The sequence below is a fragment of the Actinomadura violacea genome, from assembly GCF_017573465.1.
Lineage (GTDB): Bacteria > Actinomycetota > Actinomycetes > Streptosporangiales > Streptosporangiaceae > Spirillospora > Spirillospora violacea.
This window is the reverse complement of sequence record NZ_JAGEPF010000015.1, coordinates 228,695-244,480: the sequence shown is the minus strand read 5'-3', so window position 1 is coordinate 244,480 and position 15,786 is coordinate 228,695. Positions and strand designations below refer to the sequence as shown.

Genomic DNA, 15,786 nt, shown 5'->3' with positions numbered 1-15,786 from the left:
GCGGCGGCGGTGTTGAAGGGGATGTGACGGTTACCGACGAGGTTACGACCCGGCCCGGCGCTCCGCCGCCCGCCGCCGGGGACGGCGGGCAGGCCGGTGGGGGCGATGCGGCGGCCGTGCGGGTCGTCGCGGCGCTGTCCGGCGACCTGGACGGCGGGTTCGCCGTGCTGTACGAGGCGTACCGGGGGCCGGTGTTCTCCACCGCGCTGCGGTTGTGCGGGCGGTGGGCGGAGGCCGAGGACCTGTCCGCCGAGGCGTTCCTGCGCGCCTACCGGGCGCTGTGCGGGTACGGGCCGGAGCGGATCGCCGAGTTGCGGCCGCGGGCGTGGCTGCTGACGATCCTGGCGAACGTGTGGCGCAACGGGCTGCGGACGGCGGCGCGCAAGCCGCCGCCGGGGCCGCTGGAGGACGCGCCGGACCCGCCCGACCCGGCGGAGGGCGTGGAGGACGCGGCGGCGCGGCACGAGACCGGCCGAGAGCTGGCGGGGCTGCTGGCGGCGCTGCCGGACGCGCAGCGCGCCGCGGTGGTGCTGCGGCACGTCACCGACCTGCCGGTGGCGGAGATCGCGGAGGTGCTGGGGGTGCCGGAGGGCACGGTGAAGTCGCACGTCTCGCGCGGGCTGGCGCGGTTGCGCCGCCTGCATGACCAGGGAGAGGGAGGCATCCGATGAGCAGCACCGATCCTGCGGCCGACGCGCTGCTTGCGGGGCTGGCCGGGCTCGGCGCCGACGCGCCGCCCGCGCTGCTGGACCGGATCGCCGCGCGGCGCGTCGAGGTGGAGGGGCCGCTGGAGCATCTGCGGGTGGCGTTCACCGACCGCGGTGTGGCGTTCGTGCGGGCCGGGCTGGACGAGGCGGAGTTCGCGTCCGCGTTCCGGGAGCGGTTCGCGCGGCCGCTGCTGCCGGCGGCGCGTCCGCCGGCCGGGCTGGTGCCGGCGCTGCGGACCGGGCGGCTCGGTGATCTGCCGCTGGACCTGCGGGGTCTCAGCGGGTTCGAGGCGGCGGTGCTGCGGGCCGCGGCGACGATCCCGCGCGGGCAGGTCCGCCCGTACGCGTGGGTGGCGCGGCGGGCGGGGCGTCCGAAGGCGGTGCGGGCGGTCGGGTCGGCGCTGGGCCGCAACCCGGTGCCGCTGCTGATCCCGTGCCATCGGGTGACGCGGTCGGACGGGTCGCTGGGCGAGTACGTGTTCGGGGCGGCGGCCAAGGAGCGGCTGCTGCGCGCCGAGGACGTCGACGTGGACGAGGTCACCGACATGGCGCGGCGGGGGGTGCGGCTGGTCGGCAGCGACACCACGGGGATCGTGTGCTTCCCGACCTGCGCGGACGCCCGCCGGATCGCGCCTTCGCACCGGCGCGGGTTCCGGGATCTGGCCGCCGCGGCCGCCGCCGGGTACCGGCCGTGCCTGCACTGCCGCCCGGACGGCCCCGGCCCGTCCGCCGCCTGACCGCCTGACCGTCCGTGCGTCCGGCCGGGCGGGCTGGGTGCCCGGCCGCGGGGGCGGGGGGTTCAGCGGCGGCCGGCGAGCAGGACGCCGGCGCCGCCGAGGACCAGCCCGGCGGCGGCGAGCGGGTCGAGGGCCTGCCCGATCGTCGCCCATGCCAGCACCGCGGTGACCGACGGGGTGAGGAAGAACAGCGCAGCGACGGTGGAGGCCGGGGAGCGGCGCAGCATGGTGTTCAGCAGCAGGAACACCCCGATGGAGTTCACCAGCACCATCCAGGTGAGCGAGGCGCCGAATGCGCCCCAGTGCGCGACGTGGGGCGTTTCGGTGAGCAGTGACAGGGCGCCCAGCGGCGGCGCGGCGACCAGGAACTGCACGGCGGTGCCGGTCCGCACGTCCATGTCGGGGATGTGGCGCTTCTGGTAGAGGGTGCCGAGGCTGAGGCCGAGGAGCCCGACCAGGGCCAGCAGCACGCCGAGGGGCGAGAACGCGATGCGGTCGGCGACGGCGAGCACGACGCCGGCGGCGCCGAGCCCGAATCCGGCCCACTGGCGCCGGGTGACGCGCTCCCCCAGGACCCGTGCCGCCAGCAGCGCGATCACCACGGGGTTCAGGCCCTGGACGAGGGCGACGACGCCCGCGGGCAGGCCCATCGCCAGCGCGCTGTAGAGGGCGCCGAACTGGACGGCCTGGATCAGCAGTCCCGACACCGCCAGGTGCGCCAGGGTGCGGCCGCGGGGCCAGGGCGCGCGGACGGCGATGGCGTAGCCGGCCAGCAGCAGCCCGGCGGCGCCGAACCGCGCGAAGATCAGCAGGAGCGGCGGGGCGGCGTCCACGCCGATCGCGCCGGCGATGAACGCGCTGCTCCACAGCAGGACGAACACCGCCGGCATCGCCGCTCCCCCGAGCCCGCCACCGGCACCGGTCCTGGCGGCGGGCCGCTCCCCCGGTGCGTCCGGCTTCGCGGCGGTCCCTGATGCCCTCGCCTGGGACGCCGCCTGGGCCGGCGCCTGGGCCGGCGGTGTGGCCGGGGTGTGCTGGGCGACCATGAGACACCTCCACAAGTAACCGGTTATGACGGTTACTCATCCTGAGCCGCCTCCCGTAACCTGTCAAGCCGGTTATTGTGGGGGGATGGAGTTCACCTTCGTCTCCGGCGACCTGGCCCTCGACCTCGCCGGCACCGTCCAGCACCGCCGCGACGACCGCCGCGACCTGCTCACCTCCCCCGGCGACCTGGCCCGCTGGAGCGCCGCCGCCGGGCTGCTCACCGACCCGCCCGAGATGAGCGCCGGCGACCTCGCCGCCGCCGTCGCCCTGCGCGAGGCGATCTACCGCTGCGCCACCGCCGTCCTGCACGGCGCGCCCCTCGCCGCCGCCGACCGCGGCCTGATCAACCTGCGCGCCGCCGCCGCGCCGCCCGTCCCCCGCCTCACCGCCGGCGGCGCCGTGCACCGCGACGGCGACGCCGCCGCCGTGCTCGCCGCCGCCGCCCGCGCCGCCGTCGACCTGCTCGCCGCCGCGGCCGCACCCGGCGGCGACGACACCGACGGCGCCGACGGCACAGGGCGCGGCGTCCTCAAGCAGTGCCAGGCCGACCCCTGCACCCGCCTCTACCTGGACACCTCCCGCCGCCGCACCCGCCGCTGGTGCGACATGCGCCAATGCGGCAACCGCGCCAAGGCCGCCGCGTTCCGCGCCCGCCGCACCCCCGGCCGCGACGGCTGACCCGCGGCGCGCGTGTAGAGCGGCGCATGGCGGGAATGGGGCCGTCCACCTGCAGGGACGACTGAGGGGGAACACCATGCGGGTCGTGGTCACCGGCGCCACCGGCAACATCGGCACCAGCACCGTCGAGGCGCTCACCGCCGATCCCCGCGCCACCTCCGTCCTCGGCCTGTCGCGCCGCGGCCCCGGCGGCCGCGCCGAACGCGACGACGGCACCGAATGGGCCGAGGCCGACGTCACCGACACCGACCTGGTCCCGCTGCTGCATGGCGCCGACGCCGTGATCCACCTGGCGTGGCTGTTCCAGCCCACCCACCGGCCCGCCGTCACCTGGGACGCCAACGTCGTCGGCACCACCCGCGTCCTGGACGCCGTCGCCGAAGCCGGCGTGCCCGCCCTGGTCGTGGCGTCCTCCGTCGGCGCCTACTCCCCCGGCCCCAAGGACCGCGCCGTCGAGGAGTCCTGGCCCACCCACGGCTGGCCCGGCGCCGCCTACAGCCGCGAGAAGGCCTACGTCGAACGGCTCCTGGACGTCTTCGAGGCCCGCAACACCGGCACCCGCGTCGTGCGGATCCGCCCCGGGTTCGTGTTCGAACGCCAGAGCGCCGCCCAGCAGCGCCGCCTGTTCGCCGGGCCGCTGGTGCCGGGACGGCTGATCCGGCCCGGCCGCGTCCCCGTCGTCCCCGACCTGCCCGGCCTGCGCTTCCAGGCGCTGCACTCCGCCGACGCCGGGCGGGCGTTCGCGCTCGCCGCGCTCGGCGACGCCCGCGGCGCCTTCAACATCGCCGCCGACCCCGTCATCGACCCCGACGTGCTCGCGGACCTGCTCGGCGCCCGCACCGTCCGGCTGCCCGCCCGCGGCGTGCGCGCCGCGCTCGCCGCCGCGTGGAACCTGCACCTGGTCCCCGCCTCGCCCGGCCTGTTCGATCTGGCGCTGCAAGTGCCGATCATGGACACCGCGCGGGCCCGCGCCGAACTCGGCTGGACGCCCCGCCGCACCGCCCGCGAGGCGATGGCCGACTTCCTGGAGGGGCTGCGCACCGGCGCCGGACGCGACACCCCGCCGCTGGCGCCCGGCGCCGGCGGCCCCGCCCGCGCCCGCGAGTTCGCCACCGGCGCCGGCCACAAGCCCTGACCCGCCCGCCCCGCGCCCCGCCCCCGCCCGTCCCGCGTCCGCCGAACACCCACAGGAGGTCACACCCGATGCCGACGATCACACCGGACCACCTGCACGAACTGCTGGCCTCCGCCGACCGCGACGCCGCGCTCGTCGTCGTCGGCGGGCACGCCGCCGTCGTCCCGTCCACGCCCGCCGGACGCGGCGAACCCGAGGACGCCATGGTGATCACCACCCGGGACGCCGTCATCGCCGAACTCGACACCGGCGCCAACGACGAGCAGCTCGAACGCCTCGCCCAGCGCCTGGACACCGCCCTGGACAGCCTCGGCGGCTGACACCCGCCCCCGTCCGGCGCCGTGACCGGATCGTCCCGGGCCGCGGCGCGACCCCGGCCTGCCCGGCGGCGCGTCAGCCGTGCAGCGCCAGATACGGCGCCAGGGCGAACAGGCTGACGACCAGCGAGCCCGTCAGGGCGCCCGCCGGCACCGCCCGCGCGATCACCCAGCCCAGCAGCACCCCCGCCAGCTCGGGCACCCCGGTCAGCGCCGCCAGCGGCCAGTCCACCGCCCCCGCCGCCACGTACCCCAGCGTCCCCACGGTCGCGATCACCACCGACTGCGCCTGCGCCGCCGCCAGCGCCGACAGCACCGGCACCCCGAGCACGACCAGCAGCGGCACGCTCAGCATCGGCCCGCCGATCCCGAACACCCCGCTCGCCACCGCGACCGCGAACCCGACCGCCGCCACCACCGGCGTCCCCGGCAACCGCCCGCCGCCCGGTTCCGCCGCCGCGGGACGGGCCGCGCGGCGCCACACCAGCGCCCCGACCAGCGCCACGAACACCCCCAGCAGGATCCCGAACACCCGTCCCGACACCACGCTGTTGACCAGCACGCCCAGCGGCGTGCCCGCGACCGCCGCGGCCGCCAGCGCCCCCGCGATCCGCCGCGTGCCGCGCTCGCGCAGCTGCCCCGACCGGGTGTAGGCGGCGGTCGCCAGCGCCCCGGTCGCGACGTGCGTGACGATCGCCGTGCCCGCCACCTGCGCCGGCGACATGCCCGTCAGCGCGAACAGCCCGACCGTCACCAGCACCCCGCCCGGCCCGACCGCCGTGATCCCCACCCCGGCGACCAGCCCGAACAGCACCAGACCCGCCAGCACCGGCATCCCGAGACCGCCCACGGCCCCTCCTCTCTCCACGCACCCGGCAACGACGACCACCGCGGCGGCCCGCCCGCGGGCGGGCCGCCGCGGTCAGGCGCCCGGCGGCGCCGGCGAGCGCCACAGGGTGGCGCGCAGCGTCAGCCGGTCCGCGCGGATGTGCACCGCCTCGCTGTCGACCGGCCGCCCGTCGGCCAGATGCGCCAGCCGGTCGATCGCGAAGATCGCCGAACCCGCCGGGACGCCGAGCGGCGCCGCCGTCGCCGGCGCGGCCGCCACCGCGTGCACCTGCACCTCCGCCCGGCCGAGCGGCTGCCCGGCGACCTCCTCGATCAGCCCGAACAGGTCCCGCTCGGCCAGCTCCCGGCCGAGGCCCGGGCGGCGCAGCAGGCCCTCGCCGATGTCGCCCGGCAGGTAGGTGGTGTCCAGTGACAGCGGCTCGTCCTCCAGCCGCCGCAGCCGCTCCACCCGGACCGCGCCGGCGCCCGGCGCCAGCCCGAGCCGTGCCGCCACCGCCGGCGGCGGCACCGGGACCCGGCCGATCTCGCGGACCTCGTTGGTGACCGTGCCGTGCCCGGTCAGCGCCTCCGCCAGCCCCGCCAGCCGGTCCAGCCCGTGCCCGTGCTTGGCCGCCACCACCGTGGTGCCGACCCCGCGCCGCCGCGTGATCAGGCCCTCCGCGCGCAGCAGCGCCAGCGCCTCCCGGACGGCGTTGCGGGACGCGCCGAGCCGCTCGCCGAGCTCCCGCTCGTCGGGGAGCGTCCCGCCGGGGAACGCGCCGCCGGTGATCTGCTGGCGCAGCACGTCGGCGGCCTGCCGGGCCCGCTCGGCCCGCGGCCGCGACGACACCCACCCGCTGCTCTGCTCCCGCGGCGACGTCCCGCCCATGCCCCTCCCTCGCGCTCGTGCGCGCCGCCCGCGCGGCGGCCCACCCCTCGTCCAGGATGCCGGACGAAGATTACGCCACTGTTACGCCACCCTGTTTGACCTGCATTAACGCCTCACCTGCGGGCGCACGACGGGCCCCGGGGTGTTCCGCCGGCCCAGGCCCCCGAACCGGCCGTGAACAACGTCGGCCCCCCATGGCCCGCGGCCGGGCGGGGCGGCGGGATCGGCTGTGTCGTGGGGGTTACAGGCGGGTTCGCGGCCGCATATTGTCGGCGGCCGGGGTGACGATGGGCGTGTGGAGCATGTCGATCGGGTGGACCGGCTGCTGGCGCTGGTCGCGGAGCTGCGCGCCGCCGCACCGGTGCCGCTGGAGCCGCGGGAGCTGGCCGCGCGGCTGGAGGTCGGCGAGCGGACGGTCCGCCGCGACCTGGAGCTGCTGACGCACGGCGGGCTGCAGGTCCGGCAGCCGGGCCGCCGCGGGTACGTGCTGGAGGAGCCGGCGGAGCCGGAGCCGTTGAGCGAGGTCGCGTCGCTGATGGGCCCGGTCCGCGACACCCTCGCCGAGGCGGTGCGGCGGCGCCGGGTCGTCCGGCTCGCCTACACCGATCAGGCGGGGGCGCGCAGTTTCCGGGACGTGGAGGCGCACGGGCTGGTCACCGCCCCCTACGGGGAGTACCTGGTGGGGTGGTGCCTGATGCGGGACGGGCCGCGGATGTTCCGGCTGGACCGGGTGGGCGCGGCGGTGCTGTCGGGGCGCGGCGCGGACGTGCGGGACCTGGACGGGCTGCTGGCGGCGCTGCGGGTGCCGATGCCGCGTCCGGCGCCCGGCGCGCGGCGGCGGAGCCCGGTGGGGGCGGCGCGGGCGCGGGCGTGGACGCTGGACCGGCTGGAGTTCGTGCGGGGGCGGCTGCGGGACGCGGCCGCCGAGGTCCGCGGCGGTGGTGAGGGCGCGGCGGCGCTGCGGGGCGTGCTGGGGCATCTGGCGGAGTGGACGCGCTGGCAGCTGGCGGCGGTCCGGGCGGCGGCGACGGGCGAGGACCCGGTGCTGGAGGGGCGGCGTCCGGCGTTCCCGCCGGTGTTCGACCGGGAGCTGCCCTACGACGCGCGGGAGCGGATGATCCAGGACGCGATGGCGCTGCGCTCGCTGGGGGATCTGGCGCGGGATCTGAACCAGGTGCTGGAGGCGGCGGCGCACTGGGCGGCCGACTGCGACGACGCCCTGTGGGAGGGGGAGCTGCCCGATCCGCGCCCGTACGGGGGGCCGGGCCCGCCGCGCCCGTTGGCGGATCTGCTGGCGGGGTGGCGGGGGCCGCTGGCGCACATCGAGTGGCATCTGGACCGGCTGGCCGACGAGCCGCCGCGGCCGCCGGACGGCGCTGAGGAGGAGGTGCGGGTGGTGGACCGCTGCCCGCTGCAGGCGTGACCTTCGGCCGGGTCAGTGGCGGGCGTGCGGGGCGTCCTTCTTGGCGCGGTTGCCGCAGGCGCTCATCGAGCACCAGCGGCGCGTCCCGGGGCGGGAGGTGTCCAGGAACAGGGCGCCGCATCCGTCGCCGGCGCATGCGCGGACGCGCGCCAGGGCGGTGGAGGCGACCAGGTCGAGGGCGTCGCGGGCCAGGACGGCGAGGGCCGCGGCGACGGGTTCGGCGGCGTGGTGGCGCAGCCGTCCGGCGGCGTCGAGGGCGGGGACGGGCACGGGGCGGGCGGCGGCGGAGTTCACCCGGTCGCGGGACGCGGCGTCGCAGGCGGCGGGGCCGCCGCCGTCGCGGGCGGCGGTGACGAGCCGGTGGATCGCCTCGCGCAGGACGCGCGCGGCCAGCAGGTCGGCGGCGTCGGCGCGTCCGGCGTCCTCGGCGCGGTCGTAGGGGCCGCACCGGTGGATCCAGGCGTCGAGGGCGGCGGGGTCGGTGAGCTCCTCGACGGCCCGGGCGGCGCCGCGGTGCCGCAGGGTCCCGGTGAAGTCCAGGCAGGGCCGCCCGGCGCCCCGGCGGACGGGGGCGGAGGGGGTCATGGTCGCCGAGGATAGCCGCGAACCGGTTCGGCCGGTACGCGCCTGCGAACCGCCGCCGGTCCCGGCCCGCCGCCGGTCCCGGCCCGCCACCGCCCTGGCGGGGGCCGGGTTCAGTTGCGGGCCGGGGCGGCGCCGGCGGTGACGGGCGTGTTCGCGGTGGGGCGGTGGCCGCCGGGTTGGTGCAGGTCGCGGGTGAACCAGACGGTCTTGCCGGCGGGGTGGGGGCGGGCGCCGAATCCGGTGGCGAGCGCGGTGACCAGCAGCAGGCCTCGGCCGGCCTCGGCCCAGTCCAGGACGGGCGGCGCGGGCCGCGCGGGGCCGGGCGCGGCGGGGTCGGTGTCGCCGACCTCGCCGGTGAGGCGGCCGCCGTCCAGGCGCAGCCCGAGGCGGACGGGTCCGGTGCCGTGCACGACCGCGTTGGTGACCAGTTCGTCCACGATCAGCACGATGTCGGCGACGTCGCCGGGGTCGGTGACGTGCCAGGCGTCGAGGGTCCGCGCGGTGAGGGCGCGTGCGCGGGCGGCGCTGCGCGGTTCGGCGGGCAGTTCCCAGGACGCGGCGGGGCGCGCGCCGCGCGGGTCCTCGGGCGCGCGGTGCCGCTCCCCCGCCGCGGCGGCCTCCCCTCGCCCGTGTTCGGTGGCCGGTGCGGCGGTGGGCCCGCCGGCGGCCGGATCGATGACGTCGGTGCCTGTCTCGGTGCCGTGCCCCTCGGGTGCCACTTTCCCCGTCTCCTCGCCGTGGGCGGTGTGCGCGGGCCGGTGGCGCCGCCGGGTGTTCCCCGTCCCGGTGGCTGGTTCCGGTGGTGCCCGCGTCGGTCCATCTTCAGGGACGCATCGGGCGCGGGGGCGGTGCACGGGCGCAGGGAACCCTCACCCGCGGGTGAGGTGATGGTGGACACGCGGACGGCCCCGGTGGAATGAGCAGGGTCCGGTTGCCGTTATGGTGGGTGGCGTCGGTGTGGCATGTGTCCCCCGGGCTCTACACAACGCCTTCGGGGAATACCGCCGGTCCGTACGGTCCGGGCTGGAACCTCGTTGTGCCTTTCGCCGTGAGGCGACCACCACACCGGCCTAAGCGCCGAGGCCCCGGCGAGATCTATTCTCGCCGGGGCCTCGGCGTTCGCCGTCTCAGGGGCCCGGTGCGGGGCCCGCGGTCGGTGCGGTCGTGTTCAAGCCCGCGTTGTGCTCAAGGGTGTGCGTTCGGTGGTGGTGCGCGGCGGTGGGGTGGAGGGCGGCCGGGGCGGGTGGTGGGGCGGGTCACTGCAGCAGGGCGGCGGCGATCGCGGCTCCGATGGCCGCCAGCACGACGACGGCGGCGATCGCGGTCGCGGTGATCAGGCGGGCGCGGCGGCCGCGGGGGGTGCCGAGCCGTGCGAGGCGGCCGGCCAGCCGCGGGTCGTCCTCGCTCAGGCGGACCTCGATCTGGGTGAGGATCCGCTGTTCCTCCATCGACAGCGCCATGCTCAATACCTCCGGGGGGCGGGCAGTGCTGTGTTCTTCCCCACGGAGCATGATCATTATCCTTCGGCGGCGGTAACCGTTGAGCCGCGTGCGGGAGCGCTCTCGTGGTGGAGGCGGTCCAGGGCGGTGACGTAGTAGGTGTAGGCGCGGCCGGGCTTGGCGGAGGGGTCGATGACGCCGCCGCCGCGGACGTCGCCGATCAGCCGGGCGCCGCCCAGGGGCGCGCACGCGGCGGTCTTGCCGTCGGCCCGGTACACCGCGTAGGAGGCGGCGCCCTGGGAGGGGCGCCACTGCACCTTGATGCCCTTGCCGTCGGGGGCGGCCTTGGTGTCCTGGACGGGCGGCGGGGCGTGCCCGCCGCGGCCGGCGACGGCGGGCGGGATCGCGGGGCGGGAGTAGTGGTCGTCGCGGATGCGGGCGGCGAACCCGCGGCGGTTGCCGGCGATGTCGGCGGCGCTGAAGAACACGTCGCCGCGGACCTGCGGGTACTTGCGGTTGAGGGTGAGGTGCCGCGACAGCTCGGCGGGCTTCTTCCAGGGGCCGGGTTCGCCGACGCGGTAGCCGGCCTGCCCGATGGTCAGCTGCACGCCGGTGCCCTTGACCTGGTCGGCCCACCAGGCGACGAGCTTGGCGTAGTCGGCGCGGGCGTCGCCGATCGGCCAGTACAGCTGGGGGGTGACGTAGTCCAGCCAGCCCTTCTTGATCCAGCCGCGGGTGTCGGCGTAGATGTCGTCGTAGCTCTGCAGGGCGCTGGTGGGCGACCCGTTCGGGTCGCTGCTCTTGTTGCGCCACACCCCGAACGGGCTGATGCCGAACCGGACCCAGGGTTTGGCCTGGTGGATCTGCTGGGAGAGGGTCTGGACGAGGGTGTCGACGTTGCGGCGCCGCCAGTTCGCCTTGGACAGGCCCTTGCCGTAGGCCTTGTAGGCGGCGGAGTCGGGGAAGTCGCCGTCCTCGGGGTAGGGGTAGAAGTAATCGTCGAAGTGGACGGCGTCGATGTCGTACTTGTGGACGACGTCCAGGACGGCCTTGGTCGCCAGGTCGCGGACCTGCGGCAGGCCCGGGTCGTACCACAGGCCGCCGCCGTACTTGCGGACCCAGTCGGGGTGGCGGCGGGCGGGGCTGCTCGCGGCGAGTTTCTTCAGGTCGTCCTGGCGGCTGACGCGGTAGGGGTTGAACCAGGCGTGGAACTCCAGGTTCCGCGCGTGCGCCTGCTCGACCATGAAGTTCAGGACGTCGTAGCCGGGGTTCTTGCCCTGGGTGCCGGTGAGCCACTGCGACCACGGCTCGTACGGGGAGGGGTAGAACGCGTCGGAGTCGGGGCGGATCTGCACGAACACCGCGTTCATGTTCATCGCCTTGGCGGTGTCGAGCAGCCGGGTGAACTGCTTCTTCTGCTTGGCGGCGGACTCGCCGGGCTCGGCGGGCCAGTCGGTGTTGCCGACGGTGGCGATCCACATGCCGCGGACCTGCCGGGCGGGGCCGTCGCCGTCGGGCGCGGCGACCTTGGGGCATTCGGGTCTGGCGCCGGCGGTGACGGGCCCGGCGCGGTCGCCGTCGTCGCCGCCGCCGAAGGCGGGCACGCCGCAGCCCGCCGTGCCCGTCATCGCACCGGCCGCCAGCACCGCCGCCGTCGCCCGGATCCGCGTCCCCGTTCGCCATGCCATAGCGAGCCATTGTTACGCATCCGTTGCGGTGGTACGGACGTAACGATGATGTCCGTGTGATGCCTCACCCTCCCGCCCCGTCCCGTTTCGCCGCCCGCCCGCACCCGTTGCGATCTTCGAACACGCGTTCCATACTGGCGGCGCAGCAGATCGTTCACATGTTCGAAAGGGGGCGGGTGTGCGCTGGGATCACCTGCGGCTTTCCGAAGACGACGGCGGCGGCGACGGGACCGGCGGCGCGGCCGTGCCGCTGATCGAGCGGGGGGTTGCGCGCACGTTCGACACGCCGGAGTTCCGCGGGATGACCTTCTACGAGGTGCGCGCCCGATCGGTGGTCAACGCGGTGCCGAAGGCGTCGCGGATGCCGTTCCGCTGGACGATCAACCCCTACCGTGGCTGCACCCACGCCTGCGTGTACTGCTTCGCCCGCAAGACCCACGAGTACCTGGAGATGGACGCGGGCGCGGACTTCGACTCGCGGATCGTGGTGAAGGTGAACGCCGCCGAGCGGGTCCGGGCGGAGCTGGCGGCGCCGCGGTGGCGCGGCGAGCACATCGCGATGGGCACCAACGTCGACTGCTACCAGCGCGCCGAGGGCCGCTACCGGCTGATGCCGGGGATCCTCGCGGCGCTGCGCGACGCGGCGAACCCGTTCTCGATCCTGACCAAGGGGTCGCTGATCCTGCGGGACCTGCCGCTGCTGCAGGAGGCGGCCGAGCGCACCCGGGTGAGCGCGGCGGTGTCGGTCGGGTCGGTGGACGCGGGGCTGTGGCGGCTGGTGGAGCCGGGCACCCCGTCGCCGCGCAAGCGGCTGGAGGTGTGCGCGCGGCTGAACGAGGCGGGGATCGGCTGCTCGGTGCTGATGGGCCCGGTGATCCCCTACCTGTCGGACTCGCCGGCGCAGCTGGAGGCGGCGGTGCGGCAGGCCGCCGAGGCGGGCGCGACGTCGGTGTCGGCGATCACGCTGCATCTGCGGCCCGGCGCCCGCGAATGGTTCATGGCCTGGCTGCGCGAGCACCATCCGCGGCTGGTCGTCCCGTACGCGCGGCTGTACGGGTCCGGCGCGTACGCGCCGCAGGAGTACCAGCGGCGGATCTCGGCGCGGGTGCGGGACCTCGCGGACCGGTACGGGGTGGGCGCGGGGCGCCGCGGCCCGTCGGCGCACCGCCGCCTCCCCGCTCCCCCGGCGGCGCCGGCCGCGGAGCAGCTGTCGCTGCTGTGACGCCGCCGGGCCGCGGTGCGGTCAGAGGGCGAGGTCGGCGCGGAGGCGGTCGGCGCCGGTGAACAGGAACGCGCGCAGGCCGGCGGCGCGGGCGGCCTCGACGTTGGCGGGGCGGTCGTCGACGAAGGTGAGGTCGCCGGGCGCGGCGCCGAGGTGGCCGGCGACGTGCGCGTAGATGGCGGGGTCGGGTTTGGCCAGGCGCAGGTCGGCGGAGAAGAACCGGTGGCGGAACAGCCCGGCGAACGGCGCGGCCTCGATATGGCGGGCCATCTCCAGCGGCGCGTTGGACAGCAGCGCCAGGGGGACGCGGCGCGCGTCCAGGTCCCGCAGGATCTGCAGGGTGCCCTCGTCCAGGTGGGACCACATCTCCAGGTCGAGGCGGACCAGGACCTCCAGCAGGGCGGGGGTGGCGGCGCGGCCGAGGCGCCCGCACAGCTCGCCCCAGTATCCGGCGGCGTCGACGGTGCCGAGGTCGTAGGCGGCGCGGCCGTCCCAGTAGGCGTCCCAGAACGCGGCGGGGTCGCCGCCGACGGTGCCGGCGATGCGGGCGACGGCGTCCTCGGGCGGTGCGTGGCACACGACCTCGCCGTAGTCGACGACGACCCATTCCATTGACGCCCCCTGACTCCTTGTGCGATCAACCATGTTTCCAACGTACATCACGTTCGTTCGAACACGAAGACGGTTCGTCGTCGTGGGGGTGGGGGCCGGTGAGGCGGTCGCCGAGGGGGCTGCGCCGGTACAGCATGTGGCGGCCGTCGCGGGCGCGGGCGACGAGCCCGGCGGCGTGCAGGATCTTCAGGTGCTGGGACACGGCGCTGGGGGTGACGGCCAGCCGGCGGGCGATCTCCACGGTCGGCAGCGGTTCGCCGAGCATGCCCAGCAGCCGGGCGCGCGGCGCGCCGAGCAGCGCCGCCAGCGCTCCCCCGCCACCGCCACCGTCACCGCCGCCGTCGTCCGCCGCGGCGGGTGCGGGGCGCCACAGGGTGGCGACGCCGCGGCTCGGATACACCAGCAGCGGGGCTTCGTCGGCGCTGACGGGCGGGGCGGGTTTGTGCGCGAACACCGAGGGGACCAGCAGCAGCCCGCGGCCGGCGGCGTGCACGGTGTGCCGGCCGATCATCTGGTCGATGTGCAGGACGCCGCCGTCCCAGCGCAGGTTGGGGTGCATGCCGGCGAACAGCGCGCGGGCGCCGCCGGTGGCCAGGCGGCGGGCGCGGTAGGTCATGTCGGCTTCCAGCACGAGGCGGATCTGCGGCCAGTGCGGGCGGACGGCGGTCCGCCAGTAGCGGCGCAGCTCGTCGCAGATCGCGTCGTTGAGGCGGGCGACGCGGGCGTCGTCGCCGTCGGCGGGGTCGGCGAGCGCGGCGGGCGGGGGGCCGGGGGCGTGGACGGCGAGCAGGTCGCGGCGGACCCGGGCGGGCGGTGCGGCGCGGGCGGCGGCGAGCTCGTCGTCGAAGCCGGGCGCGAACACCTCGGGCCGGGGGGTGAGGTGGTCGGGGATGGCGTGCCGGTCGCCGACCAGCGCCATCAGCAGCGCGGTGTCGACGCCGGCGAGGCGCGACAGTGCGTCGCGCCGCCACGGCAGCTGCAGCGCGTAGCGGCCGGGGTCGCGCAGGACGCGCAGGCTCTCCATCGTCTCGCCGAGGGGCGACAGCGCGAAGCGGGTGTCGGCGAGGTCCTCGACGCCGAGCACGAACCGGATCATTAAGCGCCACGCTACATCGTTTCCGGTGGGGCGGGGCGCCGCGGTCGACTCGTCGCCATGACGACGAGCACGGCGGACGGGACGGCGACGAGCACGACGGCGCCCACGGCATCGGCGGGTGCGGCGGGGCGCGGGGTGATCGCGCTGCTGGCGGTGGCGTGCGGGGTCGCGGTCGGGAACGTGTACTTCCCGCAGGCGGCGGCTCCGGCGGTCGCGGCGGGCCTGGGCGTGGGCGCGGGGACGGCGGCCGGGGTGGTGTCGGCCGCGCAGTTCGGTTACGCGGCGGGGATCTTCCTGCTGGTGCCGCTGGGCGACCGGGTGCCGCACCGGCGGCTGATCGTGGCGCTGCTGGCGGTGACGGCGGCGGCGCTGGCGGTGGCGGGCGCGGCGCCGGACGCGGGGGTGCTGCTGGCCGCGAGCGCCGCGGCGGGCGCGGCGACGGTGGTCGCGCCGGTGATCGGCCCGATGGCGGCGGGCCTGGTGCCCGCGGACCGGCGGGGCCTGGTCAGCGGGGTGATGCTGAGCGGGTCGCTCGGCGGGATGCTGCTGTCGCGGTCGCTGGGCGGCCCGCTCGCGCAGTGGCTGGGGTGGCGGTCGCCGTACCTGGTCGCGGCGGCGCTGGCGCTGGTGCTGGCGGTGGTGCTGTGGCGGGCGCTGCCGGTGACCGCGCCGCCGTCCGGCCACCCCTACCGGCGGCTGCTGCTGGAGCCGCTGGCGTTGCTGCGGCAGGAGCCGCTGCTGCGGCGGTCCTGCTTCTACCAGGCGGCGGTGTTCGGGGCGTTCTCGGCGGTGTGGACGGGGGTGGCGCTGCTGCTCAGCGGCCCCCGCTACGAGCTGGGCGCGCCGGCGGTGGGGGCGCTGGCGCTGGTGAACGCCGCGACGATGCTGTGCACGCCGGTCGCGGGGCGGGCGGCGGACCGGCGGGGCCCGGACGCGGTGAACCTGTGGGCGATGATCGGGGTGCTGGTGTCGGCGGGGGTGCTGGCGGTGGGGTGCGCGGGCGGCGCGCCGGGCCTGGTGGCGCTCGCGGCGGGGTCGCTGCTGCTGGACGTGGCGATGCAGTCGGGGATGGTCGCCAACCAGGTCCGCAACTACGCGCTGCGCGCGGACGCCCGCAGCCGGGTGAACACCGCCTACATGACGTGCGGGTATCTCGGCGGTGCGGCGGGGTCCTGGCTGGCGGCGCGGGTGTACGGGGGCCTGGGGTGGGCGGGGGTGTGCGCGCTGGCGGGGACGCTCGCGGCGTCGGCGCTGGCGCGGCACATGGCGGCGATGCGCCGCCACCGCCGCCGCGGCGGACCCGCCCGGCCCGCCGCCGATGCCACCGACGCCGCCGATGTCACGGTGGACGCGGCGGGCGCCGGGGCGTGAAGCGTGCGGCGG

17 protein-coding genes are annotated in these 15,786 nt (G+C 76.9%); 8 read left to right on the top strand and 9 right to left on the bottom strand.

The window, feature by feature from the left end; all coding sequences use genetic code 11:
• The first annotated feature begins 23 nt into the window (after positions 1-23).
• Both J4709_RS25160 and J4709_RS25155 read left to right on the top strand, forming a co-directional pair.
• Positions 24-671, top strand: a complete 648-nt coding sequence (locus tag J4709_RS25160; RefSeq protein WP_307801524.1) for an RNA polymerase sigma factor — start codon at positions 24-26, stop codon at positions 669-671.
• Positions 668-1,444, top strand: a complete 777-nt coding sequence (locus tag J4709_RS25155) for a methylated-DNA--[protein]-cysteine S-methyltransferase (RefSeq protein WP_208244256.1) — start codon at positions 668-670, stop codon at positions 1,442-1,444. Before J4709_RS25160 ends, J4709_RS25155 begins: the two co-directional genes overlap by 4 nt.
• A 62-nt stretch (positions 1,445-1,506) precedes the next feature.
• Here J4709_RS25155 and J4709_RS25150 read toward each other — a convergent pair whose 3' ends face one another.
• Positions 1,507-2,334, bottom strand: a complete 828-nt coding sequence (locus J4709_RS25150; protein ID WP_208244255.1) for a DMT family transporter — start codon at positions 2,332-2,334, stop codon at positions 1,507-1,509.
• A gap of 241 nt (positions 2,335-2,575) precedes the next feature.
• Between J4709_RS25150 and J4709_RS25145 the strand changes: the two genes are divergently transcribed.
• The 3 genes from J4709_RS25145 to J4709_RS25135 all read left to right on the top strand — a co-directional run bounded on the left by J4709_RS25145 (position 2,576) and on the right by J4709_RS25135 (position 4,624).
• Complete coding sequence (locus tag J4709_RS25145; protein ID WP_208244254.1) at positions 2,576-3,169, top strand: CGNR zinc finger domain-containing protein; 594 nt, start codon at positions 2,576-2,578, stop codon at positions 3,167-3,169.
• A 76-nt stretch (positions 3,170-3,245) separates the two neighbouring features.
• Positions 3,246-4,304, top strand: coding sequence for an NAD-dependent epimerase/dehydratase family protein (locus tag J4709_RS54880; protein ID WP_208244253.1), 1,059 nt, complete (start codon positions 3,246-3,248; stop codon positions 4,302-4,304).
• Between the two features lie 68 nt (positions 4,305-4,372).
• Positions 4,373-4,624 (top strand): hypothetical protein, encoded by a 252-nt coding sequence (locus tag J4709_RS25135; protein WP_208244252.1) that lies wholly within the window; start codon positions 4,373-4,375, stop codon positions 4,622-4,624.
• Positions 4,625-4,697: 73 nt separating this feature from the next.
• Here the strand turns inward: J4709_RS25135 and J4709_RS25130 are convergent, their stop codons facing one another.
• Together J4709_RS25130 and J4709_RS54875 are read right to left on the bottom strand one after the other, a co-directional pair.
• On the bottom strand, positions 4,698-5,471 hold the full coding sequence (locus tag J4709_RS25130) for a sulfite exporter TauE/SafE family protein (RefSeq protein ID WP_307801522.1): 774 nt from the start codon (positions 5,469-5,471) through the stop codon (positions 4,698-4,700).
• A gap of 72 nt (positions 5,472-5,543) precedes the next feature.
• Positions 5,544-6,338 carry a GntR family transcriptional regulator gene (locus tag J4709_RS54875; RefSeq protein ID WP_208244251.1) on the bottom strand — a complete coding sequence of 265 codons (795 nt, stop codon included), beginning with the start codon at positions 6,336-6,338 and terminating at the stop codon, positions 5,544-5,546.
• A gap of 295 nt (positions 6,339-6,633) precedes the next feature.
• Between J4709_RS54875 and J4709_RS25120 the strand changes: the two genes are divergently transcribed.
• The gene (locus tag J4709_RS25120) at positions 6,634-7,761 is read left to right on the top strand and encodes a helix-turn-helix transcriptional regulator (protein WP_208244250.1); all 1,128 of its coding nucleotides are present in this window, start codon (positions 6,634-6,636) and stop codon (positions 7,759-7,761) included.
• 12 nt (positions 7,762-7,773) lie between these two features.
• Here J4709_RS25120 and J4709_RS25115 read toward each other — a convergent pair whose 3' ends face one another.
• The 4 genes from J4709_RS25115 to J4709_RS25100 form a co-directional block, all read right to left on the bottom strand.
• Positions 7,774-8,346: a CGNR zinc finger domain-containing protein gene (locus J4709_RS25115; RefSeq protein WP_208244249.1), complete on the bottom strand. Its 573-nt coding sequence runs from the start codon at positions 8,344-8,346 to the stop codon at positions 7,774-7,776.
• 110 nt (positions 8,347-8,456) lie between these two features.
• Positions 8,457-9,065: an ATP-binding protein gene (locus J4709_RS25110; protein ID WP_208244248.1), complete on the bottom strand. Its 609-nt coding sequence runs from the start codon at positions 9,063-9,065 to the stop codon at positions 8,457-8,459.
• A 537-nt stretch (positions 9,066-9,602) separates the two neighbouring features.
• A complete protein-coding gene (locus J4709_RS25105; RefSeq protein WP_208244247.1) occupies positions 9,603-9,806 on the bottom strand; it encodes a DUF3040 domain-containing protein in 204 nt (67 codons plus the stop codon).
• A gap of 56 nt (positions 9,807-9,862) precedes the next feature.
• Entirely contained in the window at positions 9,863-11,473 is a 1,611-nt protein-coding gene (locus J4709_RS25100; RefSeq protein WP_208244246.1) for a glycoside hydrolase family 10-like protein, read from the bottom strand.
• A 178-nt stretch (positions 11,474-11,651) separates the two neighbouring features.
• On the opposite strand from J4709_RS25100, the gene J4709_RS25095 reads away from it, so the two are divergent.
• Positions 11,652-12,695: an Rv2578c family radical SAM protein gene (locus tag J4709_RS25095; protein ID WP_208244245.1), complete on the top strand. Its 1,044-nt coding sequence runs from the start codon at positions 11,652-11,654 to the stop codon at positions 12,693-12,695.
• Between the two features lie 21 nt (positions 12,696-12,716).
• Here the strand turns inward: J4709_RS25095 and J4709_RS25090 are convergent, their stop codons facing one another.
• Complete coding sequence (locus J4709_RS25090) at positions 12,717-13,307, bottom strand: HAD family hydrolase (protein ID WP_208244244.1); 591 nt, start codon at positions 13,305-13,307, stop codon at positions 12,717-12,719.
• 25 nt (positions 13,308-13,332) lie between these two features.
• The gene (locus tag J4709_RS25085; RefSeq protein ID WP_208244243.1) at positions 13,333-14,403 is read right to left on the bottom strand and encodes an ArsR/SmtB family transcription factor; all 1,071 of its coding nucleotides are present in this window, start codon (positions 14,401-14,403) and stop codon (positions 13,333-13,335) included.
• Between the two features lie 57 nt (positions 14,404-14,460).
• On the opposite strand from J4709_RS25085, the gene J4709_RS25080 reads away from it, so the two are divergent.
• Entirely contained in the window at positions 14,461-15,774 is a 1,314-nt protein-coding gene (locus J4709_RS25080; RefSeq protein ID WP_208244242.1) for an MFS transporter, read from the top strand.
• Positions 15,775-15,786 lie beyond the last annotated feature (12 nt).